This window comes from Lentzea aerocolonigenes (assembly GCF_000974445.1).
GTDB lineage: Bacteria > Actinomycetota > Actinomycetes > Mycobacteriales > Pseudonocardiaceae > Lentzea > Lentzea aerocolonigenes.
This window is the reverse complement of the sequence record NZ_BBOJ01000021.1, coordinates 143236-166465: the sequence shown is the minus strand read 5'-3', so window position 1 is coordinate 166465 and position 23230 is coordinate 143236. Positions and strand designations below refer to the sequence as shown.

Genomic DNA, 23230 nt, shown 5'->3' with positions numbered 1-23230 from the left:
CTCCGCGCCGAAGCTCACCTGACGGCGTCGAGCTGCCGTTGGACGCGGTCCGCGTCCTCGTCACGTCCCTGGTCCCGGTACAGCTCCAGCGCCTCGCACCACGCGGCCCGCGCCTGGTTCCGTCGCCCGAGCGCGGCCTGCGAGCTGGCCAGCCCGTCGAGGATGTCGGCGACGCCGTACGTGGCACCGAGGTGGCGGCGCAGCGTCAGGGCCTGCTGGTAGTGGTGGATCGCCTCGTCGTGGCGGGCCGCGTGGTGGGCGATGTGGCCCAGGCTGTCGAGGGCGTCCGCCTCACCGGTCAGGTCGTCGTGGCGGCGGAACAGGACGAGCGCGGCCTCGCAGTGCGCTCGTCCCTCGTCGTGGTCGCCGAGCAGACCGGCGTACAGGCCGACGTCGTTGAGGGCGCAGGCCTCCCACACCGGGTTGCCGATGCCGCGGTAGAGCTCCAGCGCTCGGGTGGCGTGGTCCAGCGCGCGCCGGCAGTCCCGTTTCTCCAGCGCCAGGCCCAGAACCCGGTGGGTGTGGGCCTGGTTGACGGCGTCCTGGTGCTGCTCGGCGACGGTCAGGGACTTCCGCAGGTGGCCGATCGCCTCGTCGTGCAGCCCGAGATCGGAGTGCGCGAGGCCGAGGAGGCGGTGGGCCAGCGCGCGGGAGGCCGGGTCGTTCAACTGTTCGGCCGCGCTCAGACCGGCCTGCCAGACGGTGAGCCGGTCGCGGAGGCGTCCGCGCCGGGTGTGGAAGGTGCTCACGGTCCAGGCCAGCTGCCACACCGCCCGGTGCCAGTCGTGGACGGCGGCGGTGTGCTGGGCGGCCAGCAGGCAGGCGTGTTCGGCCTCGAGCCACGCGAGTGCCGCCGCGAGGTCGGGCAGTTCGAGGGGCCGGCACTCCGGTGGGTCCAGCTGAAGATCGGGGTGGTTGTAGTTCAGCAGGTGGTCGGCGGCGTGGGCGGTGTGCAGGTAGAAGTCGATCACGCGCCGCAGCGCCGCCTGCCGCACGTCATCGGGCAGCTCGTGGTGGGACGTGGCGTAACGGCGGACGAGGTCGTGCATGCGGTAGCGGCCGTGCGTGCTCCGGCCGAGCAACGACGCCTCTTCCAGACCCCGCAGCACTTTCCGGGTCTGCGCGACGGACAGGCCGGTCAGCGCGGCGGCGGCGAGCAGGCTGATGTCCGGGCCGGGCGCTACGCCGAGCAGGCCGAACGCCACCTGCTGCTCGGTGGTCAGGCCGCGCAGGGACCAGGACAGCACGGTCGGCAGGCCGGTCGCGGGGTCGTCGTCCTCCAGCGCGCCCAGCCCGAGGTCGCGCAGGTCCGCGGCGAACTCGGCGAGCGGCACGTGTGGGTGGCCGTGGGCGCGACCGGCGATGATGCCCAGCGCCAGCGGCAGCCCGCCGCACCGCCTGACCAGGTCGGCCACCGCCTCCGGTTCGGCCGCGATCCGCGACGTGCCGAGGCGCCGGACCAGCAGAGCGTGGGCCTCGGCGGTGCTGAGGGTGTCGAGGCTCAGGTGGAGCGCGCCGTGCCTGCTGATCAACCCGGTGAGCGTCCGGCGGCTCGTGATCACCACCGTGCACGAGTCCCCGCCGGGCAGCAGTGGCGTCACCTGCTCGGCGTCGGCGGCGTTGTCGAGCACGATCAGCATCCGCCTGCGCGCGACGAGGCTGCGGAACAACCCGACCTGCGCCTGCGGGTCGGACGGCAGCCGATCGGGCTCCACCCCCAGCGCGTCGAGGAACCCGCGCACCGCCGCCGCCGGTGCCACCGGTTCGCTGTCCGGGCTGAACCCGCGCAGGTCCACGAACAGCTGCCCGTCCGGGAACTGGTCGAGGTGGCGGTGCGCCCACGCCAGCGTGAGCCACGTCTTGCCGATCCCGCCGGTGCCGCGGATCGCGGAGATCACCACGGTGCCCCGGTGGTCGAGTGCCGCGGTGAGCGCGGCCAGGTGGTCGGTGCGGCCGGTGAACGCCCAGGGCGCGGCGGGCAGTTGCCGCGGCACCACGGACGAAACCGGCCCTGGTGCCAGGGTGGGGTCGGCGCCGAGGATGCGCTGGTGCAGCTGACGCAGCTGCGGGCCAGGGTCGGTGCCCAGCTCCTCCGCGAGCAGCCGCCGGGTGCGCTGGTAGTGCGCCAGCGCGTCGGCCTGTCTGCCCGCGCGGTACAGCGCCAGCACCAGCTGGCCGGCGATCCGCTCGTCCAACGGGTTCTCACCGGCCAATGTGGACAGTTCGGGCAGCAGCCGGGTGTGCTCGCCGCAGCGCAACGCGACGTCGACGTGGTCGAGTCGCGCGGCGAGGTGTTCCCGCTCCAGCCCGGCGCGGACCGTGGCGAGCCACGGCGTCTCCAGTCCGGTGAACGGCTCACCGGACCACAGCGCCAGCGCCTGGTCGAACAACCCGATCGCCCGCTCGTCCCCGGCGGCACGCGCCTGCGTGACCAGGCGGTGGAACCGGTGCACGTCCACGTTGTCCGGGTCGGTGAGCAGCACGTACCCGCCCGGCCGCCGTTCGATCTCCACTCCGCCCGGCGCCAGCAGCCGGCGCAGCCTGGACACGTACGTGCGCACGACCTGCCGGCCCTGGTGGGGGAGCTGCGCGGACCACACCCGGTCCAGCAGCTGGTCCACCGTGACGACGCGGTTGGCTTCCAGCGCCATGACCGCGAGCACGCACCGTTGACGCGCGTGCCCCACCTCGACCCGCCGGCCGTCGATCCACGCCTCGACGTCCCCCAGCACCCGAAGCTCCACCGCCATCACCCCCCTTCCTGCATACCGCTTCTGAGCAGGCGATTCCACGTTGATGACACGCTTGTTGAACGCCGGTCCGCCATCGTGGTCCTCGCGGCGGCCCGTCGGGGCAGGGGGGACCTGGGGGGTGAACCGGGCGGGTCGCCGTAGCCAGAACGTCTACAGTGGACACTCACCGTGGTGGGTGGGTCCGGTCCGTTTGAGCAGCCGCGTGGCGAGCACCTCCGCCGCGACGCCACGTCCGATGGCAAGACCCGCCTGGTCGCTGAACTCGAAGTGCTGCCCGCCGAAAACCCGCGACCGGCCGGCCTCGACGGCGGCGGCGGAGAAACTCGGGTAGGTGCGCGCCTGACCGTCGGGAGCGGTGTCCGTGGTGTGTGCGAAGCGGATGTTGTCCGCGCAGAAGAACCCGGCCAGCACGGCCGCCGCGGCACCGCTGTAGGAGCTGTGCCCCGACGGGTACTCCGGTGTTCCGCCGATGCCGCCCGCTCGCGGCGTCCAGCCCGGGTTCGGCTGCGTCGACGGGTTTCCGTCGGTGTCGGCCTCGCGGATCGCCGTGGCAGGACGCCAGTGGCGGTAGGTGAACTTCGTCGCGACGGTCGGAACCGTGCTGTCGGCCAGCGCCATCGTCAGCAACGCCAGCAACCGCGCCGAGTCGGCCGGCGAACGGTCGCGGGACACGGTGAGCGCGATCTTGACCCACTCACCGGCGGGCTGGTCCGTTCCGGTCGGCACCGACCAGAACTGGAAGGTCGCGAGCTTGTCTGGAGCGGGGAGCGCGGCGTCACCGAGGAGCGCGACCTCCGCGAAGGCGGCGGCGTAGTCCAGGCTGCCCAGCGCGGGCGGTGGACCGGGAACGTACGCGGACGGGTTGCGGACGGCGAACGGCCGCACATCGCGGTACTGCACGCCGGACCACTCGGCCCGGAACACCCCTGGCCCGGTGCCCGCGGGCTGGCTCAGCACCGGAGTCGAACCGTCGTCTGCACGGGCGGCCACCACCCGTTGGCCGACCTCACGTCCCCACCGCTCACCGGCGTCGCGGTGACGACCGGCCGGCAGGCGGTCCAGGTCGGTGCGCAGTTGCACGTCGTAGGTGGCGGCCCGGCCGGGGTCCAGCCGGATGAGAACGGCGTGCGCGGCAGCGACGGCCGCGGCGCGGGCATCGGCGCCGTGCGGTCCTGGACCGGGCACCAGCGCGTGCGTGCGTGTTCCTGTCAGTCCGTTGACAGCGTCGTAGAGGGCCACGTTGAGCATCGCGTAGGTGCGTGCCGCATCGGCGTCGGTGGCGCGGGTGGCCCGCACCGCGGTCAGCGCGAGCTCGTTCCACACCCGCACGCCGTCCGATCGCGGCTCGGCGTCCGCGGGTGCGCCCACCCCGGCGGCGGTCACACCGAACACGAGGGCCAGGACGAACTTCTTCACGGCCTCGCCTCCCAACAAGGCCCATCGTGTCGTGCTTCCGGCGGTTGTGCGACGGCCGCCGGGGGTGACCTGGCTGGTACGAACGGCGGGCCGGGAAAGCCCTGGGACGCAGAGCTTTCCCGGCCACGGGTTCAGACTGCGCGGCGCGCGAACTGCTGGTTCGTGCCGCTGCCGCACGTCCACTGGATGAGCTTCACGCCGTTGGCGGTGGACCCGTCCGACACGTCCAGGCACTTGCCGCTGTGCCGGGCGACCAGGCGGTAGTTCCCACTGCCCTGGTCCTGGAACGACCACTGCTGGTTGGTGCCGCTGCCGCACCGGTACTGCAGCACGGTGGCGCCGTTGGTGGTGGAAGCGTCGGACACGTCGAGGCACTTGCCGCTGTGCTGCGCGATGACCTGGAAGTACCCGCCGCCCGCGTCGGTCAGGCGCCACTGCTGGTTGAGCCCGCTGCCGCAGGTGTACTGCAGGACGGTCGCGCCGTCCGCGGCCGAGTTGCTCGTGACGTCGACGCACTTGCCGCTGTGCCGGGCCACCAGGTTGTAGTACGGCCCGCCGCCGACACCGGTGAGCGTGCCGGCCGCGACGTCGATCGACAGCTGCGGGTACCAGGGCATGATCATGGTGCTGTTGCTGGGGAAGACGAGTGGCAGCCAGACGTACCGCGAGTCGTTGACGGTGCCGCCGATCGAGTTGCCCCACCGGTCGCCCAGGTACAGGTACGAGGTGCCCGACGTGCCCTGGACCGGCAGGACGAACGCCGTCTGCGAGCCGTAGGTGGTGGCGTTGCCGATGTCCGCCATCGCCGTCCACGGACCGGCGAGACTGGTGGCGGTGGCGTAGCGCTGCTGGTTCGGGTTCCAGCCGCTGGTGCCCGAGGTCAGCATGAAGTAGACCCCGTTGCGCTTGAACAACGCCGGTGCCTCGCGGAACTGGCCGGGCCACGGGTTCGCGAGCAGGGAGGCGTAACCGGTGAAGTCGGCGTTGAGCCGGAAGATGCTCAGGTCGGCGTTGTCGGCCGTCGCGGTGATCTGGTATGCGGTGCCGTCGTCGTCGACGAACAGCGTCTGGTCACGCGACGTCGTGCCGCTCGGCGGGCGGAAGCTGCCCAGCCACGTGTAGTTGCCGTCGATCGTGTCGGAGACGGCGACCGCGGCGCGGGCCTCGTTGTAGTCCTTGCCGTTCTCCTTGTGCATCCACATGACGAACTTGCGGGTGGCGGGGTTGTAGATGACCTTGGGCCGTTCGATGTTGGCCGTTTGCAGCTCCGCGGCGCTCGACTGAGTCAGCGCGTTGGCGCGGAACTCCCAGGTCTTCAGGTCGGTCGAGCGGTAGACCGAAACGGCCTTGAACGTGTTGTCGGGATTGCGGTTCTCGCCGAGCCAGTAGTAGTAGGCGCCGACCTTGAGCACACCTCCGCCATGGGCGTGCACCACGGCCCCGGTGGTGTCGGTGAACTGGGTCGCGTTCGTGATGACCACCGGCGCGGCAGAGGCCGAGGTGATCACCAGCGAGGACAGGAGGACCGTGGCGGCGGCCACGGCGAACCTGCGGAACATCATTGGTCCCTCCGGATGTGTGCGTGTTACCGGCCGACGACTCGCCAGTCCTGGTTGGCGGCGAACGGCCGGTCGTAGACCTCGAACGCGCGGATCGAGGCCCAGCCCCCGGACGGCAGCCCGGTGACAGTCACCCGCACGTACCGCGCCTGCGCGGTGAACACGGCCGTCCGGACCTGGCCGGTGCTCGTCGTGGTGGTCTGGTCGGAGAGCGTCGTCCAGGTGGTGTTGTCGGTCGAACCCTCGATGCGGTAACGGTAGTTGGCGGCGTCGAGCTCCCACGCGATGCGCGCTCCGGTGATCGGCTTCGTCGCACCGAGGTCGACCGCGAGCCAGTGGCCGGTGTTCCCGTCGTTCGCGCACCAGCGGGTCGAGGTGGACGAGTCGACGGCCTTCGCCGCGGTGTTGCCCTTGCTCGTCTCCTCACTGCTGGCCGTGGCGGTCCTGCCCGCCGCGACGTCGGCCGGCCGCACGGACCGGTCGAGCACGACCCCGACGACGCTGTCCTGCGGGTGGCGGGTGCGGTCGATGCCGGTGATCGTGATCTGCCCGGAGCTCACCGTGAACGACAGCGCCGATCCCGTTGCGACGTCGAAGACGCTGCTCACCCGCGCGTCACCGATCGACGGGGTGGTGAACGTGGTGCCGCTGCAGCCGGGCAGCAGGTGCACGTAGAAGGTGTTGTCCTTGCTGGTGAAGCCGTACTGGCCGGCGACGGGCTCCCACGGGCCGCCGCGGGTGCCGTAGACCGAGCTGCCGTAGATCGACATGTACGTGCCGATCTGACGCATGAGCGCTGCCTGGCTCGGCGGAATCACTCCGGTCCGGTCGGGGCCGACGTTGACCAGGCACGTGATGTCGCGGACCCACGCGTTGACGAGGACGTTCATGGTGTCGCCGTACGACATCGCGCTGTCACCGGTGTAGCCCCAGGCCCCGCCCGCGGAGAAGCACTTCTCGGTGACCGCGCCCGTCCGGATCGGGCCGCTGGGCACCGAACCGCCCTCTTCGCTGGTGTAGTCGCCGATCCAGCCGGACCGCGAGGTGGTGACGATGTCCGGTTGGTGCTTGCGCACCAACCCGGTCAGGCCGAGCGGTGTGCCGCTGGCGTCGGTCTCGCTGTGGGCGGCGTCGACCGGCCACTGGTTGGCGGCGTCGCGGTACTGGCCCGGTTCCCAGAAGAACGCGCCGTCCGCGTCGGTGCCCTGCTCGGCGATCCAGCCGCCGTCCCACCAGAGGTCGTCGATCACGCCGTACCGGGTGACCAGCTCGCGGACTTGCTGGTACACCTCGTTCTTCATGATCCGCGCGTTCTCCTCGTGAGCGGCATCGGTCGTGTAGTTCCACGGGTTCGGAGCGCAGTTGGTGCCGGTGACGTCGTAGTACCCGGGATAGCGCCAGTTGATCGGCGAGTAGTAGAGGCCGACCTTGAGCCCGGCGGCCCGCACCGCGGCCACGTAGTCCTCGACCAGGTCCCGGTTCAGCGGGGCCTGCGCCGAGGTCCACGAGTTGGGGTGCGCGCTCGGGAACAACGCGAACCCGTCGTGGTGTCGCGCGGTCAGCACGGTGTACCGCGCGCCCATGTCCTTGGCCAGCTGCGCCCAGTCGGCCGGGTTGTAGGAACTCGCGGTGAACTGCTGGCTGGTGGCGTCGGTGACGTACTTGCGGTAGTTCTCCGGCGTCACGGGCGCGTTGTGCATGTACCACTCGCCCCTGGCCGGGCCCGCGTACGGACCCCAGTGGAGGAACAGGCCGAGCTTGGCGTCCCGCAGCCAGCGGACCTTCTCGTCGGACTGCTGCTCGACGCCCAGGTCGACCTCGGGGATGCGCAGCGGCACGAGCGGCAGTGCGGTGGCGGCCTGTGCGGGGGAGTGCGAGGTCGTGGTGGCGGCGATGACGGCTGCTCCTGTCCCAGCGATCAGACTTCGGCGACTGACGCTTTCGGGCATCCGAGACCTCCGATCAATGAAGGCTTGTGCCCAGGGGCCTTCCCGGCAGGTGGCCGGCCTGTCCGGTTGGTCCCTGGCGCGAGACATTCGCATCGAATGAGTTCTTCGACAAGACTTTGTTCGACCTTGTTCGGTCGACGTCGGCAATGATTGATCGGATGTCTGTGGCCGTCAGGTGCGGCCGTGTGCGGGAAGTCCCGAGTGGACCCGTCACCCTCCACTGTGGCGTGATGCCTTCCGTGCGACCGCGGGACTTCGTGCCGTGAACAGGGCGAACGACCCTCCCGGCAGCCCGTGCGGCGGTCGTAGCCTGCGTTCGGCGGCGACCGAAACATCCGGGGGTCCTTGAAGGAAGACGCACATGCGCAAGCTGATCATCGTTCTGGTGGCAGTCGTCACCGCCCTGTTCCTGGCGACTCCGACCGCGGGGGCGGCCGCCCCGAAGTTCCACTCGGCCACGGGCACCGTCACGGGATCCGGTGCGTTGACCGTCTCGTTCGACGAGAGAGGTCTCGGGAACGAGAACGTCGACTACGTGCTCACCGCCGACGCCACGGCGGTCTTCGCGTGCATCAACGGCGGCGGCAACCACCCGCAGGCCGCCAACAAGGAAACGATCAACTCCGAGGTGTCGGCCAACGGCACGTTCCAGGTCAAGAACGGCCGCGTGCGGGCGAGCCTGACCGCGGGACCGCCGTCCGCCGGTAGCTTCAGCTGCCCGAACGGCCAGCGGCTCGTTCTCGCGAGCGTGACCTACACGAACATCCTGCTGACCGACACGACCAACGGCGTCAGCACGTCGGTTCCGGACACTTCGCGGACGTTCTTCGCCGTGTGAGTCACGTCCGCAGGGCGGACGTGAAAGCCTGGATCTTGGGCTGACCGGCCGCGCCACGGCGCACCGTGGCGAAGATCTGTCGTTCCGGACGTCCGGGGAGCCGGCGCGCCACCACGGCGTGCCGGTCCCCGGCGCCCGCCAGGTCGGGCAGCAGAGCCGCCGCGAGGCCGCGCTCCACGAATCGCAGGTGGACCTGGAGATCCGTTGAGGTGTAACGGACATCCGGCTCGAAGCCCGCCTGCCGGCACACCGTGGTCGCCCACTCCCTGGCGGTGGTGCCGACCGGTTCCATCACGAACGGGCGGGACGCGAGCCCGGTCAGCGGCCGCCGGCTCCAGCTCGCCGGGGTGACCAGGCGGAGCTCGTCGGTGAGCAGGTCGTGCCGCTCGGTTTCGCGCGGGCGGGGCAGCGGGTGTCCCGGGTACTCCTCGCCGAGGACGACGTCGAACTGCCCGGCCAGCAGCGAGGGGAGGGCGACCTCGGGTTCCAGCTCGGTCACCTCGACGCGCAGCCCGGGGTGATCTTGTTCCAGCCGGGTGAGGGCGTTCGGCACGAGGGTGAGGACGGCGGTCTGGAAGGCGGCCACGCGCAGCGTGCCGACGGTCTCGCCGAGCGACTGGGCGAGTGCGGCCTCGGCTCGTTCCACCTCCTCGAACAGGACCTCGGTGTGCGTGACGAGGAGCTCGGCCGCGGCGGTGAGCCGGACCCGGCGCCCGGCCGGTTCCAGCAGAGGCACGCCCGTCTCCTTCTCCAGCGCGGCGAGCTGTTGGGAGACAGCGGAAGGGCTGTACGACAACGCCTCGGCCACGGCGGCGATGGTGCCGCGGCGGGCGAGCTCGCGCAGCAGGCGCAGGCGGCGGAGATCGAGCATCGCGGCTCCTCGAAGCATCAGGTTTGCTTCACGTTATCGTGCTTGATTCCGCGCTGGACCTGATGAGTCGGCACGCTGACGATGGACGGCATGAACTGGTACTGCTCGCCGGCCGCCCGGGACTGGACCGCCCCGCTCGCACCGGGCGACGCCCAGGCGTTCCACCGGTCGTTGCCGGGTTACGCGCCCACACCGCTGGTGCCCGTCCCCGAGATCGCCGCCGAGCTCGGGGTCGGCCGGGTCCTGGTGAAGGACGAGTCGGCGCGGCTCGGGCTGCCGGCGTTCAAGGTGCTCGGCGCGTCCTGGGCGTGTCACCAGGTGCTCGCGCGGCAGCCCGGCGTCTCGCTGGTGACCGCGACCGACGGCAACCACGGTCGCGCGGTGGCCCGCATGGCGGCGCACTTCGGTGTCGGGGCAACGGTGTTCGTGCCGGAGGTGACGCTCGCGGGCACCGCCGCCCTCATCACGGGGGAGGGCGCGGAGGTCGTGCGGGTGGACGGCGACTACGACGCGGCGGTCCGGCGTGCCGCGGAGTTCCTCGGAGCAGCCCGGCCGGGCGCTGGTCCAGGACACCGCGTGGGACGGCTACGAGGAGGTGCCCGCCTGGATCGTGGAGGGCTACCGGACGTTGCTGGAGGAGATCGACGCCGAGCTCGGCGGCCTGCCGGACCTCGTGGTGGTGCCGGTCGGGGTCGGGTCGCTGGCCGAGGCGGTCGTGCGGCACCACCGCCGTCCGGGCGCGCGCCACCCCGGCGTTCTCGCGGTCGAACCCGACACCGCCGCGTGCCTGGTGGCGAGCCTGTCGGCGGGACGGCCCGTGACGGTGCCGACCGCGGCGACGGTGATGGCGGGCCTCAACTGCGGCACCGTCTCCGGTGCGGCGTGGCCCGTGCTGCACGCGGGGTGCGACGCGGCCGTGGCGGTCACCGACGACGAAGCACTGCGAGCCGTCGAGGACCTCGATCGGCGGGGTGTGTCCTCGGGGCCGAGCGGCGCGGCCACCCTGGCGGGACTTCGTGCCGCCCTCACCGATCCGGGGCGGCGGGCCGCACTCGCCCTGGACGACGACGCCGTCGTGGTCCTGCTGAGTACGGAAGGACGCCTCCGATGACCGTTCGCGAACTGCTGGAGCAACTGGTCCGCATCGACTCGGTCAACCCCGGCCTGGACCCGTCCGGCGCCGGTGAAACGGAGATCGCCCGTTTCGTCGCAGACTGGGGACGAGCCGAGGGGCTGCGCACCGAGATCGTCGAGAGCACTCCCGGACGGCCCAGCGTCGTGCTGCGCGGCGGACGAGACACCGGTGGCCGCAGGTTGTTGTTGTGCGGTCACCTCGACACCGTCGGGCTCGCGGGCGCGCTCGTCCCTCGCGTCGAGGGCGACCGGCTCTACGCCCGCGGCGCCTACGACATGAAGGCAGGCCTCGCCGCCGCTCTCATCGCCTGCCGCGACGCGTCCCGCTCCGGGATCGACGGGGAGGTCGTCGTCGCGGCCGTCGCCGACGAGGAGGTCGCGAGCCTCGGCATCCAGGACGTCCTCGCGCACCTCGACCTCGCCGGCATCGACGCCGCCGTGGTCACCGAGCCCACCGAACGGCAGGTCGGCACCGCCCACCGCGGGTTCGTCTGGACCGAGGTCACCGTCACCGGCGTCGCCGCCCACGGCTCACGGCCGCACCTCGGCGCCGACGCCATCCTGGCCGCGGGCCACCACCTCGTCGCGTTCGACGAGCTGGACCGGCACCTGCGCGACAGGCCGCATCCGTTCCTGGGCCCGGGAAACCTGCACGCGTCGCTGATCTCCGGCGGCACCGAGGAGTCGACCATTCCCGACCGGTGCGTGTTCACGGTGGAACGCCGCACGTTGCCCGGCGAGACGCTCGACCGCGTCGAGGCCGACGTGGCCGACCTGCTCGAACGGTGCCGGCCCGCCGACCCGCGTCTCGAGGTCACCGCGCGGACCGTCCTGCACCGCAACGCGATGGAGACACCGCACTCCGAGCCGATCGTGCGGATGCTGCTGGACGCGGCCGGTTCCGGCACGACCGCGGCACCCATGTCCTATTGGGCCGACTCGGCTTTCCTGGCCGACGCGGGCATCCCGACCGTCCTCTACGGACCGGAAGGCGAAGGAGCGCACGCCGACGTGGAGTGGGTCAGCCTCTCGGGCACCAGCACGGCCGCGACCGTCCTCACCGGACTCGCGCGAACGTTCTGTTCGTCGGCATGATCAAGTCCGAACGGCCGATACTTGCGCAGGCAAGATCAAGATACGGTCTGCAGGCGTGAAGCGAAGATCGTTGGCAACGCCCGTCTGCGTCGGGTTGATGGTGATCGGCGTGGCCGTCGTGCCCCGCCTGCTCGAGCCGGAGCACGGCCATCACGTGGACATCGCCGCCGCCGCAATGGTTCCCGCCGCGGCCAAGCTGCCGAGGGACGGCTGGGTCGCCACGGCGAGCAGTGACGAGGCGGGCAACGAGCCCGCGCGGGTGCTGGACGGGGACCGGGCGACGATCTGGCACAGCCGGTGGAGGACGGCGTCGTCGCTGCCGCAGTGGCTGACGATCGACACCGGCAAGGTGCGGCGCGTGTCCGGACTCGTCTACACGCCGAGAACCGGCCGCGCCAACGGGAGGATCGGCCGGTACGAGATCCGGCTGAGCCAGGACGGCACCACCTGGGACGCACCGGTCGTGACGGGCACGATGGCCGACGACGAGGCCGTCAAGACGATCGGCTTCGCGGTGAGCAGCGCGCGGTACGTGCGGCTGGTGGCGTTGTCCGAGGCGGGCGAGCGCGGTCCGTGGGCGAGCGCGGCGGAGATCGACCTGCTGGGCGACCCCGGCCTGCCGCCGCCGGTGACCGGCAACCCGAGCGTGACCGGCGCCTGGGGCCCGACGATCGGGCTGCCGATCGTGCCGGCGGCATCGGCGCTGCTGCCCGGCAACAAGCTCCTCATGTGGTCCGCCTACGCGGCCAACGAGTTCGGCGGTGCCAACGGGTACACCCAGACCGCGGTCATGGACCTCGCCACGGGCCAGGTCAGCGGGCGCCGGGTCGACAACACCGGGCACGACATGTTCTGCCCCGGCACGTCGATGCTGGCCGACGGCCGCATCCTCGTCACCGGCGGCAGCAACGCCACGAAGACGAGCATCTACGACCCGCGCACCGACACGTGGTCCAGCGCGCCGGACATGACCGTCGGCCGCGGCTACCAGGGCCAGACGACCTTGTCCACGGGCGAGGTGTTCACCGTCGGCGGTTCGTGGTCCGGTGGCCGCAAGGCCAAGGCGGGCGAGCTGTACTCGCCCGCGACGAACACGTGGAGGTCGCTGCCGGACGTGCCGTCGACGCCGTTCCTGACCGCCGACCCCGCGGGCGTGTACCGCGCCGACAACCACGCCTGGCTCTTCGCGGCCGGTGGCGGAAAGGTCTTCCACGCGGGGCCGAGCGCGAGGATGAACTGGATCGAGACGGCGGGCCGGGGCAAGGTGGTCGACGCGGGCACCCGTGGCGACAGCCGGGACGCGATGAACGGCAACGCGGTCATGTACGACATCGGCAAGATCCTCACCGTCGGCGGAGCTCCCGCCTACGAGAAGGCCGATGCCACGAAGGCCGCGCACGCCGTGGACATCACGGGACGCACACCGTCCGTGCGCCGGACCTCGGACATGGCCGCGGCGAGGGCCTATTCGAACAGCGTCGTGCTGCCGGACGGCACGGTGGTGGTGATCGGCGGGCAGAGCTACCCCGTGCCGTTCTCCGACGAGACCTCCGTGCTGGTGCCGGAACTGTGGAACCCGGCGACGGGCCGGTTCACCGCGCTCGCCGCGATGGCGACCCCGCGCAACTACCACAGCGTGGCGAACCTGCTGCCCGACGGAACCGTCTTCTCGGGTGGAGGTGGGCTGTGCGGCAAGTGCGCCACCAACCACCCGGACGGCCAGATCTTCACGCCGCCGTACCTGCTCAACGCCGACGGCTCGCGCAAGCCCCGTCCGGCGATCACCTCCGCACCGGCCGCGGCGAGCGGTGGATCGACGATCACCGTCGGCACGGACCGTGCGGTGAAAGGCTTCTCGCTGGTGCGGACGAGCTCGGTGACGCACTCGGTGGACAACGACCAGCGGCGGGTGCCGCTGACGTCCTCGGTGGTCTCGCCGACCTCGCACCGCGTCGCGATCCCGGCTGATCCGGGGATCGTGCCGCCGGGGAACTACCTGTTGTTCGCGCTCGACATCGCCGGGACACCCAGCGTGGCGGCGCAGCTCAGGATCGGTGGTTGAGCGGGTTCGACGACCAGGCCGCGGCGGCCATGCGACGCAGTTCCGCCGCGGCGTCCCGCATCGCGCGCCGAGCGTGTTTGTCGCACGCCAGGAACGAAGCGAACCCGTGCACCATCCCTTCGCGGTGCAGGTGGGTCACGGGTACCGCGGCCTCCCTCAGCCGGTCCGCGTACTCGACGCCCTCGTCCCGCAGCGGGTCGAACCCCGCTGTCACCACGCAGGTCGGCGGGAGTCCGCGGAGGTCGGGAGCGCGCAACGGCGAGGCGTACGGCTCGAACAGCCGCTCGGCGTCCGGTGAGTAGCAGGTCCGGTACCAGGCGAGCAGGTCGCTGTCGATGAAGAAGCCGCTCGCGAAGAGCTCGCGCGAGCGGTGCTGACTCATCCCGTCCACTGCGGGGTAGAGCATCAGGTTGAACGCGGGCTTCGTCGTCGCTTCGTCGACACACCGTTGCGCCACGACGGCCGCGAGCGCCGCGCCTGCGCTGTCACCGGCGACGCCCACGACGCCCTCGGCACCACCGAAGCGTTCCACGTGCGAGACGATGTACCGGAACGCCGCGTGCGCGTCGTCGACTCCGGCCGGATACGGGTGCTCCGGGGCGAGGGAGTACTCGACGGACACGACCCGCACGCCGCCGTGCCGGCTCAGGAAGCGGCAGACGCCGTCGTGGCTCGTGATGCTGCCGAGCACGAAGCCGCCGCCGTGGAAGAACACCAGCACGGGCAGCGGGCCGGACGTGCCGGGAGGGCTGTACACCCGCGCCGCGAGCGGGCCGCGTGCGCCGTCCACGACGGTGTCGTGCACCCGGACGTCCGAGGCGGCACCGGCGAGCAGCACGGACGAGACGATGTCGTAGTCCCTGCGGGCCGCTGCCATGTCCGGGTTCGCCAGAGGTTCGGACCGCGGCACGAACCGTTCGAGCGCGATCAGCAGCTGGGCCGTCGGACTCAGCCGCGCCCCCTCGACCTGCACCGGTCTGCCGACGATCGCGCGGATCACCGGGTCCGGCAGGCGCAGGGCGGCCGCTGCCCCGAGGCTGGCCGCGCGCAGGGCCAATCGCACCGACGACTCCTTCAGCGTCACCTGGAACTGTTAACGACAACACTGGAGAAATCGACATCCGGAGTCAAGCGACCGTCCATTCGAGACGGCCGAAGTGAGCGCTCACACAGTGTCTCAGTTGGCGACCAGCCGCCAGCGGTTGTCCGCCGAACCGTTGTCCGGGTCCTGCACGATCTGCGCACCCGCGGTGGCGGAGCCGTTCAGGACGCCGAGCAGCTTGCCGCTGTTGGCGTTGCGGATCTTGTGGGTGCCGTCGCCGTTCGGGATCAGCGTCCACCTGTGGTCGGCGGTGCCGTTGTCCGACCACTGCAGGACGCGGGCGTTGTCCGCCGTGGACATGTTCTCGACGCCGAGGACCTTGCCGCTGTTGAGGTTGCGCAGCCGCACGTCGGACCCGTCGGTGATCAGCTGCCAGTTGTGGTCGGCCGTGCCGTTGTCGTGCCACTGCACGGCGAGGCCACCGTCCGCTGTGGACATGTTCTGGATGCCCAGCACCATGCCGGTGCCGGCGTTGACCAGCCGGTAGCTCGGGCCGGAGGTGTTCCAGTAGACCGTGTAGTTGAAGCCGTGCGCGTCGTGGAACGGGCCGAGGTTCACCTGCGCGCCGTTCGCCTTCGCGGTGAACGCCAGCGACGACGTGCTGGTGCGGGTGACGGAGCCGACGTCCAGCGAGGGCAACGCGGACAGGCTGGTGTTGCCGTAGTTGCCCGCCAGCACGGCCGGGCCGTAGGCCAGCGCGACGACACCGGTGTTGTCGTTGGCGGGCTGGGCGGTCACGCGCATCGGCAGGCGCAGCGTCACCACGTCGCCGGACGCCCACGTCCGCGTCAGGGCCGCGTAGCTGCCGGGCGTGGCGGTGACGTTCTGCGCGGCGCCGTTCACGCTGATGGTCGCGCCTGTGGTCCACGCGGGGATGCGCAGCCGCATCGTCCAGGACCCGGCCGCGTTGCCGGTGACGGTGAGCGTGGTCGTCTCGCTCGCCGGGTAGGTGGTGGTCTGGGTGACGGTGATGCCGCGGGACGACCACGTCAGCACCGACGGCGTGTAGAGGTTCACCGTGAGCGTGGTGCCGTTGTGGAAGTAGATGGAGTCGGCGAGCTTGGTGTTGGTCTCCAGGCCGGTGCCCTGGCAGCACCAGAACGTGCCGTAGTCCGTGCTCCAGTTGCCGCCGCCCCACGCGGGCCCGGTGTTGCCGCGCCGGTGGCCGGGGTTGAGCCCGGTGAAGTAGCAGATGTGGCCGTGCGGGTCCGCGGGGTTCTGCGCGCCGATCAGGTGGTTGAGCAGGGCGCGCTCGTAGAAGTCGAAGTAGGACGCTTTGTCCGGGTCGAGCAGCCACAGCTCACGGGTCAGCTTGAGCATGTTGTAGGTGTTGCACTGTTCGCACGTGTCGGTGTTGAGGTAGGAAGCGACGGCGTTGGGCGCGCGGAAGTGCTCGGCCTGACTGTTGCCGCCGATGACGTACGTGTGCGCGCCAACGGTGATGTTCCAGGCGTTGAGGGCGATGTCGCGATAACGGGTCGTTCCCGTCGCCTTGTACTCGCGGGCCGCGCCGATCCACTTCGGCACCTGCGTGTTGGCGTGCAGGCCGCTCAGCCGGTCCTGGTTGGCGGCCAGCGGGTCGAACACCGACGCGTGGTCGAACCGCTGGGCCGCGGTGAGCCAGCGGGAGTCACCTGTCTGCTGGTACAGGTCGGCGAGCACCGCGTTCATGCCGCCGAACTCGGTGCCGAGAACCCGCTGCATCGTGGCGTAGGACAGCCGGGCCGTGCGCCAGTCCACCCACCCGGCGAAGCGCAGCAACACGTCCCGCGCCTGGGTGCTGCCCATGTACCGCCACACGTCCAGCAACCCGGCGAGCGTCTTGTGCAGCGAGTAGTACGACACGGACTTCGGCGAACCGGCCTCCATCGCGTCGAAGTCCGACTCCGGAAAACCCGACAGGTACCCGGTGTTGAACCCGGCAGCCGCGTTGTTCGCCTGGCACTTGGCGAGCTCGGCGACCATGTAGTTCGCCTTGTCCCGGCACGTCGTGTCGCCCAGCACTGCCCACGCCTGCGCCCACGCCGTGAGGAAGTGCCCCTGGCTGTGGGTGCGGAACGGGAAGTTCGGCGCTTCCCACCCGCCCAGCGCCGCGGCGCCGTTGGTCGACAGCCGGTGGTTGGCGCGGAAGTTGTAGAGCAACCGGTCGACGTCGACGAACCGCAGGTACGCCAACGTCCTGTTCTGATTGTCCATCCACCGGCCCGCCGTCAACCGCACCTCGGACAGGTCGAACGCGAAGGCCGACACGCCCGCGTCGCCCCGCGCGGGAGGTACTGCGGCTTGGGCCGAACCTGCCACGAGGGACGGCGCCGCGGTCGCGACGGCGGCCACGCCCGCGGCCTGGAAGAGCCTGCGTCGACTCAACGGTGAGGACATGGCGATGCTCCAGTTGCTCGGCGAAACGTGCGGATCCGGAGAACTGCACCGGAATCTAGCGACGGTTCTGTTGCCGGGTCAACGGGTGATGTGAGCGCTAACGTTCACTTCGATGGCGTCGATAGTCGAAATATTCGATTGATTTGTGGTGGGGCTGTTAGCGCTCACACGTCTGGGCGAGTGGAGCGTGGTGGTCCCGGCCTGCGCTGCGACACCAGCGTGCGCCGCCACGCCCGCGCCGCCACGCCAGCGTCACGACACCAGCGGCCGACCCGACACCAGTCCTCGCCCCGTGGTCAGCGGCAGGTCGAGCGCCGTCAGCAGCCCAGCCGGCGCCGCCACCACCGCGGGAACCGCGTTCACCAGGCGCATCGCGGTGGACGCCACCCCTGCCGTGTTGTGGTCGCCGTCCCCGCCGGTCAACCGCAGGTCCAGCACGTAGTTGGGCTCACCGGTGACCTCCACGCGGTAGCACCCGGTCCCGGCGGGCTGCGGCCAGTCCGGTGCGTGGTCCGCAGAAAGCCTGGTGACGTGTTCGAGCACCAGCACCGGGCGGTCGCCGACCATGCCGCTGACGGTGAACCGCAGGGCCGCCATGGTGCCCTCGGCGATCGTGCGGCCCGCGACCGTGAACGACTGCGGTGCGGGGAAACGTTCGTGGTGTTCGACCACCGCGTCGAGCTCGACGTCCAGGGCGGCGGCGAGTTGGCGGACCACGCTGCCCCAGGCGAGGGTGAGCACTCCCGGTTGCAGCAGCAGGGGAGTGTGGTCGGGCGGCGAACCGAAGCCCATGATGTCGAACAGCACCAACGGGTTGTCGTAGGTCGAGTAGTCCGTGATCTCCGAGCAGCGGATCTGGTCGATGCGCTGGCAGGTGCCGGACAGCAGCAGCGGCAGCCAGTCGTTGGCCCAGCCGGGGTCGATTCCGTTGACCCACAACGAACTTCCGCCCTCGGCCGCGGCCTGGCGGACGGGCTCGACCACCTCCGGGGGCACGGTGCCGTCCGGGTACGACAGGAACACCGGGCCGCTCGCCACCACGTTGATGCCCGCGCGCAGGAGCCGGCACAGGTCGTCGATCGCCTCGTTCAGGCGGTGGTCGGCCATCGCCGTGTAGACCACGCAGTCGGGTTTCAAAGCGATCAGCTGGTCGGCGTCGGTGGTCGCGGCGATGCCGAGGGAGCGGTCGAGGCCGGCCAGCTCGCCCGCGTCGCGGCCCTCCTTGGCGGTACTGGACACCCACAAGCCGGCGAGCTCCAGCTCCGGGTGGTCGATGATCCCCCGCAACGCCCACCTGCCGACGTTGCCGGTGCTCCACTGCACCACGCGATGGGCCACGTGCGTCTCCTCAGAGGTCAGGGAGGTTGAAGTCGAGGTTGGGCGCGCCGATGCCGCCGTCGACCCGCAGCACCGAACCCGTGGTGTAGCCGGAGGCCCGTGACGCCAGGAACAGCACGGCGGCCGCGACCTCGTCTGGATGTCCGAGGCGGCGCAACGGCGTCGCCTGCTCCATCGAGGTCCTGATCTTCTCGTCGCGCGCGACCACGTCGAGCGCCGAGGTGTGCACGGAGCCCACGTCGATCGCGTTGACCCTGATCCGCGGCGCGAGGTCCGTGGCGGCCAGGCGCGTGTAGTGGGTCAGTGCGGCTTTCGCCGTGCCGTAGGCCAGGAAGCCGCGACCGGCGAGCCTGCCCATCACCGAGGCGATGTTGACCACCGACCCGCCACCGCTCTCGAGCATGAGCGGAACCGCCGCGCCGGTGAGCGCGTGTGCGGTGGTGACGTTGAAGTGGAAGGCGTCCTCGAGGAAGTCCGGCGTGGTCGTCAGGAACGTGTTCGGCAGGGTGCCGCCGACGTTGTTCACCACCACGTCCAACCGCCCGAACCGTTCCGCCGCCGTGTGCGCCAATGATTTCACAGCGTCCACATCGGACAGGTCCGCCGCCACGGCGACAGCTCTGCGCCCCAGCGCCTCGATCATCCCCGCGACCTCGGCCAGCTGTTCCGCGGTGCGCGCGCTGATCACCACGTCCGCACCCGCCTCGGCGAGCGCGACCGCCGAGGCGGCCCCGATTCCGCGGCCCGCGCCGGTCACGACCGCGACCGCGCCGGGCAACCCGAACATGTCCGTCACCACCCGGCCAACGTTAAGCCCACGTGCTTAAAAGTCAAGAGGCGCGTGTTAACGTGGTGCCGTGGCCAGTGCGGACGCCAGGGAGCGGATCATCGTCGCCGCCGAGCGGTTGATCGCCGAGCACGGCCCGGAAGTGCCGTTGCGCGACATCGCGACGGCCGCGGGGCAACGCAACAACTCCGCGGTGCAGTACCACTTCGGCGGCAGGGACGGGTTGATCGACGCCGTCGCGGAGCACCGCATCGCCGACCTGGAGCAGCACCGCCTGGAGCTGCTCACCGAGGCCGAGGCGACCGGCGCGGCGCACGACGTCCGCGCCCTGGTCGCGGCACTGGTCGTGCCGATGCTGACCGTCCCGTACGAGCACGGCGCCACCCACTACGCCCGGTTCCTCGAACAGGTCCGCACCCACCCGGCCCTGGCCGCCGACGCGAACCTCGACCGGGCGGGCCGGGCCGCGGTCCGGTTGATCATCATGCGGCTGGACCGCGCGCTGGAGGACGTCCCGCCCGCGGTCAGGCGTCGGCGGCTGCGCGTGCTGCCGACCGTGCTGTTCGCACTGCTCGCCGATCGCGAACGGGCCGTGTGCGCGGACGACCTGTCTCAGGACGACGCGCACACGGCCTCGGAGCTGGTCGACCTGGTCGTCGGAATGCTCACCGCGACCGTGTCGACCTGACTGTCACGACCTCCACTGCTGGTTCGCGGCCCCGTTGCAGGTCCACAGAACGAGCTTCGTGCCGTTGGCCGATCCGCCACCGCTGGCGTCCAGGCACAGGCCGGAGTGCGCACTGGTGATCGTGCCGTTGGCGTTCACGTTCCACTGCTGGTTCGCGCCGCCGGTGCAGTCCCAGATCGCCGCCGGGGTGCCGTTGGTGGTGCCCCAGCCGTAGGCGTCGAGGCACTTGTTGCCGTAGACCACCATTTGCTTGGACGAGGTGTAGGTCCAGTTCTGGTTGGTGCCACCGTGGCAGTCCCACAGCTGGAGCTGCGTGCCGTTGTTCGTGGTCGCCCCGGGAACGTCGGCGCACCGGCCCGACGGCACGCCCACGATCTGCCGGGCCGTGCCCGTGGGGTCACCGATGCTGCCGGGCACGGAGCGCAGCGCGGTGTTCCAGGTGGCGGCCATCTTGTCGTAGCCGCCGGCGGTCGGGTGGACACCGTCGATCAGGTCGGCCGTGGTGAGGGCGGAGTGCATGTCGACCAGGTGCACGCGCTTGCCCGCGTTGACCTTGCTCTGCACCATTCCCGGGATCGTGGCGTTGAACGTCCGCGCGGCGGACTCCTGCCCGGCGTTGGACAACGGGATGATCGTCGCGACGAACACGTCGGCGTTCGGCGCGGTCGAGGTGATGCGGTCGACCAGAGTGGACAGACGTGCGGGCGCGTTGGCCAGGTCGAAGTTCTGCAGCACGTCGTTGGTGCCGATGTGCAGCAACACGCTGCGGGGGTTGGTGTTGCCCAGCCAGCTGACGATGTTCGCGTCGATCTGGTCGATGCGCCAGCCCGGATGTCCCTCGTGGTCGTGGTCGCCCAGCGACGACGGACCGTTGAACTGCGAGCCGACGAAGTCGATGCGGTAGTTCGAGAGCCGCTGCCACAGCCCGATGCGGTAGCCGCCCGGCACCTGCGTGCCCTCGGTGATCGAGTCGCCCAGCGGCATGACCCGCGTTCCGCCGTTGGACTCCGCGAGCGCCGGTGCGGCCGGCAGCGTGGCGGTGAGCAGAGCGGCGGCGCAGGCGACGGCCCGCCACGTCTTGATCGTCATCGTGTTCTCCTCGATGAGAGCAACAATGGTGTTAGCGATCACATTGGGCCGCGAGGCAATGTGGTGTCAAGGGAACTTCCAGTTGAGACGACTTGTCGATGACCTCGTCGAATGCCTTCAACAGATCGATTCTGAAAGATGATGGTCTGACACATTTGCGGCGGCGGAGCGGGCAGTCGTTTGAGTTAGCGTTCACATGAACGGTGAAATCAGCTGGTGTGTGACCGGCCGGCACGTTGTGTCAGGCGTTCAGCTTCGCTGCACCCTCGAACCCTCGCCGGTGATCACTCAACGTTTCCTTGCGGTTTCGAAGCGTTACGTGTAGGTTATATTCCCTGGGAGCGCTCCCAGTCCGCCGCTGCTCGATCCCCTGCTCGATCACCGGATGGAGGCCCATTCATGCGTACGCGCAGCATCGCAGTGATCATCGGCATGCTGGCCTGCACAATCCTGTGGACCGCTCCCACGGCCTCGGCGCACGGCACGATCATCGGCCCGGCGACCCGTGCCTACCAGTGCTGGAAGACGTGGGGCAGTCAGCACACCAACCCCGCCATGAAGGACCAGGACCCCATGTGCTGGCAGGCGTTCCAGGCCAACGCCGACACCATGTGGAACTGGATGAGCGCGCTGCGGGACGGGCTCAAGGGCAACTTCCAGGGCGCCACGCCCAACGGGCAGCTCTGCAGCAACGCCCTGGCGCGCAACAACTCCCTCAACACGCCCGGCCGGTGGAAGACCACCAACGTGGGCAGCAACTTCACGATGCACCTGTACGACCAGGCGAGTCACGGCGCCGACTACTTCCGCGTCTACGTGAGCAAGAACGGGTACGACCCGACCACCCAGAGCCTCGGTTGGAACAACCTCGACTTCATCACGCAGACCGGAAGGTACGCCCCGGCCAAGGACATCACGTTCAACGTCCAGACGTCCGGCTACCGCGGGCACCACATCGTCTTCACGATCTGGCAGGCCTCACACCTCGACCAGGCCTACATGTGGTGCAGTGACGTGAACTTCGGCTGACCTCACCGTGTCGTGAGCGGGTGCGGCCACACCCGCTCACGACCGGGCGGCCACGGAGTCGCGCAACCGCACCGGCATCGGCAGGCGGTGCGTCTCGCCCAGCGGTGCGGATCCCTCGCTGTCGGAATCCATCTCGCGCAGGAGCACCTCGACCGCCTTGCGGCCGAGCTCGTAGTGGGGGAGCGCGATCGTGGTGAGCTTGGGGCGGATCCAGGTCGCGACGGGGTGGTCGTCGAACGAGACGACGGAGACGTCCGAGGGCACCTTGAGGCCGAAGTCGTCGAGGGCCTGGTACGCGCCGACGGCGATCCGGTCGTTGAGACAGATCAACGCGGACGGCGTGGTCTCCCGCAGCAGTTCCCGGGTTGCCTCGTAACCGAGTTCCGGCTGCCAGTCCGAGCAGATCCGGCCGCCGGCGAGCTCGACGCCCGCGCCGGTGAACACCTCGTGGATGCCGGTGAGCCGTTGGACGCCGGCGAGTGCTTCCGGTGGGACGTCACGGATTCGCGGGCCGACGCCGATGAGGTGGATGCCGTCGCGGTGGCCCGCGTCGAGCAGCACCTGTGCGGCGCTGCGGCCCGCCCCGATCTCGTCCGGCACGACCGAGGACAAAGTGGACTGTCCTTTCGGTACCGCGTTGAGCAGCACCGCCGGGCCGGTCGTCAGCGCGGCCGGGGTCTCGACGGCCCTGGTGAACATCGACGCGAAGATGATGCCGTCGACCTGGCGGTCGTGCATCGCCTGCAGCAGGCCGACTTCCAGGTCCTCCTCGCCCTCGGTCTCACCGATGAACAGCAGCAGGTCCCGCTCGCGGGCGGCCTCGACGGCGCCCTTGATCATGTCACCGGCGAGCCGGGACGTGGCGACCGTGTCCGAGACGAAGCCGATCGTGCGGGTCTTGCCGGTGCGCAGGCCGACGGACACCGCGTTGCGCCGGTAGTCCAGCTCCTTCGCGGCGGCGATGACCTGTTGTTCGACGCTGTGCGAGATCCGCAGCTCACGGCTGCGCCCCGCCAGCACGAGCGACGCCGTGCTCCGGGACACACCGGCGCGCTCGGCGACCTCGGCGAGCGTCACCCTCCGTGGACTCAAGGAAAAACCTCCGCACCGCAGGATCTTGACTTCAGTCGGGGCGAGGGTA

Annotated in this window: 17 protein-coding genes and 1 pseudogene; 7 read left to right on the top strand and 11 right to left on the bottom strand. The window is 70.4% G+C overall.

The genetic code is table 11. The features are described from left to right. Window positions 1–14: 14 nt before the first annotated feature. The 4 genes from AOM45_RS35720 to AOM45_RS35705 all read right to left on the bottom strand — a co-directional run bounded on the left by AOM45_RS35720 (window position 15) and on the right by AOM45_RS35705 (window position 7677). Complete coding sequence (locus AOM45_RS35720; RefSeq protein WP_030468548.1) at window positions 15–2750, bottom strand: AfsR/SARP family transcriptional regulator; 2736 nt, start codon at window positions 2748–2750, stop codon at window positions 15–17. Between the two features lie 153 nt (window positions 2751–2903). Beyond that, window positions 2904–4169, bottom strand: a complete 1266-nt coding sequence (locus tag AOM45_RS35715; RefSeq protein WP_030468547.1) for a vanadium-dependent haloperoxidase — start codon at window positions 4167–4169, stop codon at window positions 2904–2906. Window positions 4170–4300: 131 nt separating this feature from the next. Beyond that, on the bottom strand, window positions 4301–5728 hold the full coding sequence (locus AOM45_RS35710; protein ID WP_030468546.1) for an RICIN domain-containing protein: 1428 nt from the start codon (window positions 5726–5728) through the stop codon (window positions 4301–4303). A 26-nt stretch (window positions 5729–5754) separates the two neighbouring features. Continuing rightward, window positions 5755–7677, bottom strand: a complete 1923-nt coding sequence (locus tag AOM45_RS35705) for an alpha-L-fucosidase (RefSeq protein WP_030468545.1) — start codon at window positions 7675–7677, stop codon at window positions 5755–5757. A gap of 361 nt (window positions 7678–8038) precedes the next feature. Here AOM45_RS35705 and AOM45_RS35700 point away from each other — a divergent pair, with 361 nt between their 5' ends. After that, window positions 8039–8515 (top strand): hypothetical protein, encoded by a 477-nt coding sequence (locus AOM45_RS35700; protein WP_201780124.1) that lies wholly within the window; start codon window positions 8039–8041, stop codon window positions 8513–8515. A gap of 1 nt (window position 8516) precedes the next feature. Here the strand turns inward: AOM45_RS35700 and AOM45_RS35695 are convergent, their stop codons facing one another. Continuing rightward, window positions 8517–9386 (bottom strand): LysR family transcriptional regulator, encoded by an 870-nt coding sequence (locus AOM45_RS35695; RefSeq protein ID WP_030468543.1) that lies wholly within the window; start codon window positions 9384–9386, stop codon window positions 8517–8519. An 81-nt stretch (window positions 9387–9467) separates the two neighbouring features. On the opposite strand from AOM45_RS35695, the pseudogene AOM45_RS53885 reads away from it, so the two are divergent. The 4 genes and pseudogenes from AOM45_RS53885 to AOM45_RS35680 form a co-directional block, all read left to right on the top strand. Beyond that, window positions 9468–9866 (top strand): annotated as a pseudogene (locus AOM45_RS53885) (pyridoxal-phosphate dependent enzyme); the annotation flags it as partial. 43 nt (window positions 9867–9909) lie between these two features. After that, on the top strand, window positions 9910–10497 hold the full coding sequence (locus AOM45_RS53595) for a pyridoxal-phosphate dependent enzyme (protein ID WP_253728365.1): 588 nt from the start codon (window positions 9910–9912) through the stop codon (window positions 10495–10497). Further along, window positions 10494–11615 carry a M20/M25/M40 family metallo-hydrolase gene (locus AOM45_RS53150; protein WP_030468542.1) on the top strand — a complete coding sequence of 374 codons (1122 nt, stop codon included), beginning with the start codon at window positions 10494–10496 and terminating at the stop codon, window positions 11613–11615. The genes AOM45_RS53595 and AOM45_RS53150 overlap by 4 nt, the downstream gene beginning before the upstream one ends. 55 nt (window positions 11616–11670) lie before the next feature. Next, the gene (locus tag AOM45_RS35680) at window positions 11671–13677 is read left to right on the top strand and encodes a discoidin domain-containing protein (RefSeq protein WP_201780122.1); all 2007 of its coding nucleotides are present in this window, start codon (window positions 11671–11673) and stop codon (window positions 13675–13677) included. On the opposite strand, the gene AOM45_RS35675 is transcribed toward AOM45_RS35680, so the two are convergent. From AOM45_RS35675 to AOM45_RS35660, 4 genes are all read right to left on the bottom strand, one after another. After that, entirely contained in the window at window positions 13661–14740 is a 1080-nt protein-coding gene (locus AOM45_RS35675; protein ID WP_156093899.1) for an alpha/beta hydrolase, read from the bottom strand. The two genes, AOM45_RS35680 and AOM45_RS35675, sit on opposite strands and share 17 nt — an antisense overlap. A gap of 114 nt (window positions 14741–14854) precedes the next feature. Then, window positions 14855–17158 (bottom strand): beta-L-arabinofuranosidase domain-containing protein, encoded by a 2304-nt coding sequence (locus tag AOM45_RS35670; protein WP_030468539.1) that lies wholly within the window; start codon window positions 17156–17158, stop codon window positions 14855–14857. A gap of 252 nt (window positions 17159–17410) precedes the next feature. Next, window positions 17411–18496 carry an NAD(P)H-dependent amine dehydrogenase family protein gene (locus tag AOM45_RS35665; RefSeq protein WP_030468538.1) on the bottom strand — a complete coding sequence of 362 codons (1086 nt, stop codon included), beginning with the start codon at window positions 18494–18496 and terminating at the stop codon, window positions 17411–17413. Between the two features lie 10 nt (window positions 18497–18506). Next, window positions 18507–19295, bottom strand: coding sequence for an SDR family oxidoreductase (locus AOM45_RS35660; protein WP_030468537.1), 789 nt, complete (start codon window positions 19293–19295; stop codon window positions 18507–18509). A gap of 58 nt (window positions 19296–19353) precedes the next feature. Here AOM45_RS35660 and AOM45_RS35655 point away from each other — a divergent pair, with 58 nt between their 5' ends. Beyond that, a complete protein-coding gene (locus AOM45_RS35655; RefSeq protein WP_030468536.1) occupies window positions 19354–19971 on the top strand; it encodes a TetR family transcriptional regulator in 618 nt (205 codons plus the stop codon). A 3-nt stretch (window positions 19972–19974) separates the two neighbouring features. Here AOM45_RS35655 and AOM45_RS35650 read toward each other — a convergent pair whose 3' ends face one another. Continuing rightward, window positions 19975–21060 (bottom strand): RICIN domain-containing protein, encoded by a 1086-nt coding sequence (locus tag AOM45_RS35650; protein ID WP_030468535.1) that lies wholly within the window; start codon window positions 21058–21060, stop codon window positions 19975–19977. Between the two features lie 399 nt (window positions 21061–21459). Here AOM45_RS35650 and AOM45_RS35645 point away from each other — a divergent pair, with 399 nt between their 5' ends. After that, complete coding sequence (locus tag AOM45_RS35645; RefSeq protein ID WP_030468534.1) at window positions 21460–22089, top strand: lytic polysaccharide monooxygenase auxiliary activity family 9 protein; 630 nt, start codon at window positions 21460–21462, stop codon at window positions 22087–22089. Between the two features lie 36 nt (window positions 22090–22125). On the opposite strand, the gene AOM45_RS35640 is transcribed toward AOM45_RS35645, so the two are convergent. Continuing rightward, window positions 22126–23181 (bottom strand): LacI family DNA-binding transcriptional regulator, encoded by a 1056-nt coding sequence (locus AOM45_RS35640; RefSeq protein ID WP_030468533.1) that lies wholly within the window; start codon window positions 23179–23181, stop codon window positions 22126–22128. Window positions 23182–23230: the final 49 nt, after the last annotated feature.

Excerpts from the sequence above, each read along its gene's own strand:
- AOM45_RS35710 (WP_030468546.1), bottom strand. The coding sequence starts at position 5,728 with ATGTTCCGCAGGTTCGCCGTGGCCGCCGCCACGGTCCTCCTGTCCTCG.
- AOM45_RS35705 (WP_030468545.1), bottom strand. The coding sequence starts at position 7,677 with ATGCCCGAAAGCGTCAGTCGCCGAAGTCTGATCGCTGGGACAGGAGCA.
- AOM45_RS35700 (WP_201780124.1), top strand. The coding sequence starts at position 8,039 with ATGCGCAAGCTGATCATCGTTCTGGTGGCAGTCGTCACCGCCCTGTTC.
- AOM45_RS53150 (WP_030468542.1), top strand. The coding sequence starts at position 10,494 with ATGACCGTTCGCGAACTGCTGGAGCAACTGGTCCGCATCGACTCGGTC.
- AOM45_RS35645 (WP_030468534.1), top strand. The coding sequence starts at position 21,460 with ATGCGTACGCGCAGCATCGCAGTGATCATCGGCATGCTGGCCTGCACA.
- AOM45_RS35695 (WP_030468543.1), bottom strand. The coding sequence starts at position 9,386 with ATGCTCGATCTCCGCCGCCTGCGCCTGCTGCGCGAGCTCGCCCGCCGC.
- AOM45_RS35650 (WP_030468535.1), bottom strand. The coding sequence starts at position 21,060 with ATGACGATCAAGACGTGGCGGGCCGTCGCCTGCGCCGCCGCTCTGCTC.
- AOM45_RS35670 (WP_030468539.1), bottom strand. The coding sequence starts at position 17,158 with ATGTCCTCACCGTTGAGTCGACGCAGGCTCTTCCAGGCCGCGGGCGTG.
- AOM45_RS35720 (WP_030468548.1), bottom strand. The coding sequence starts at position 2,750 with ATGGCGGTGGAGCTTCGGGTGCTGGGGGACGTCGAGGCGTGGATCGAC.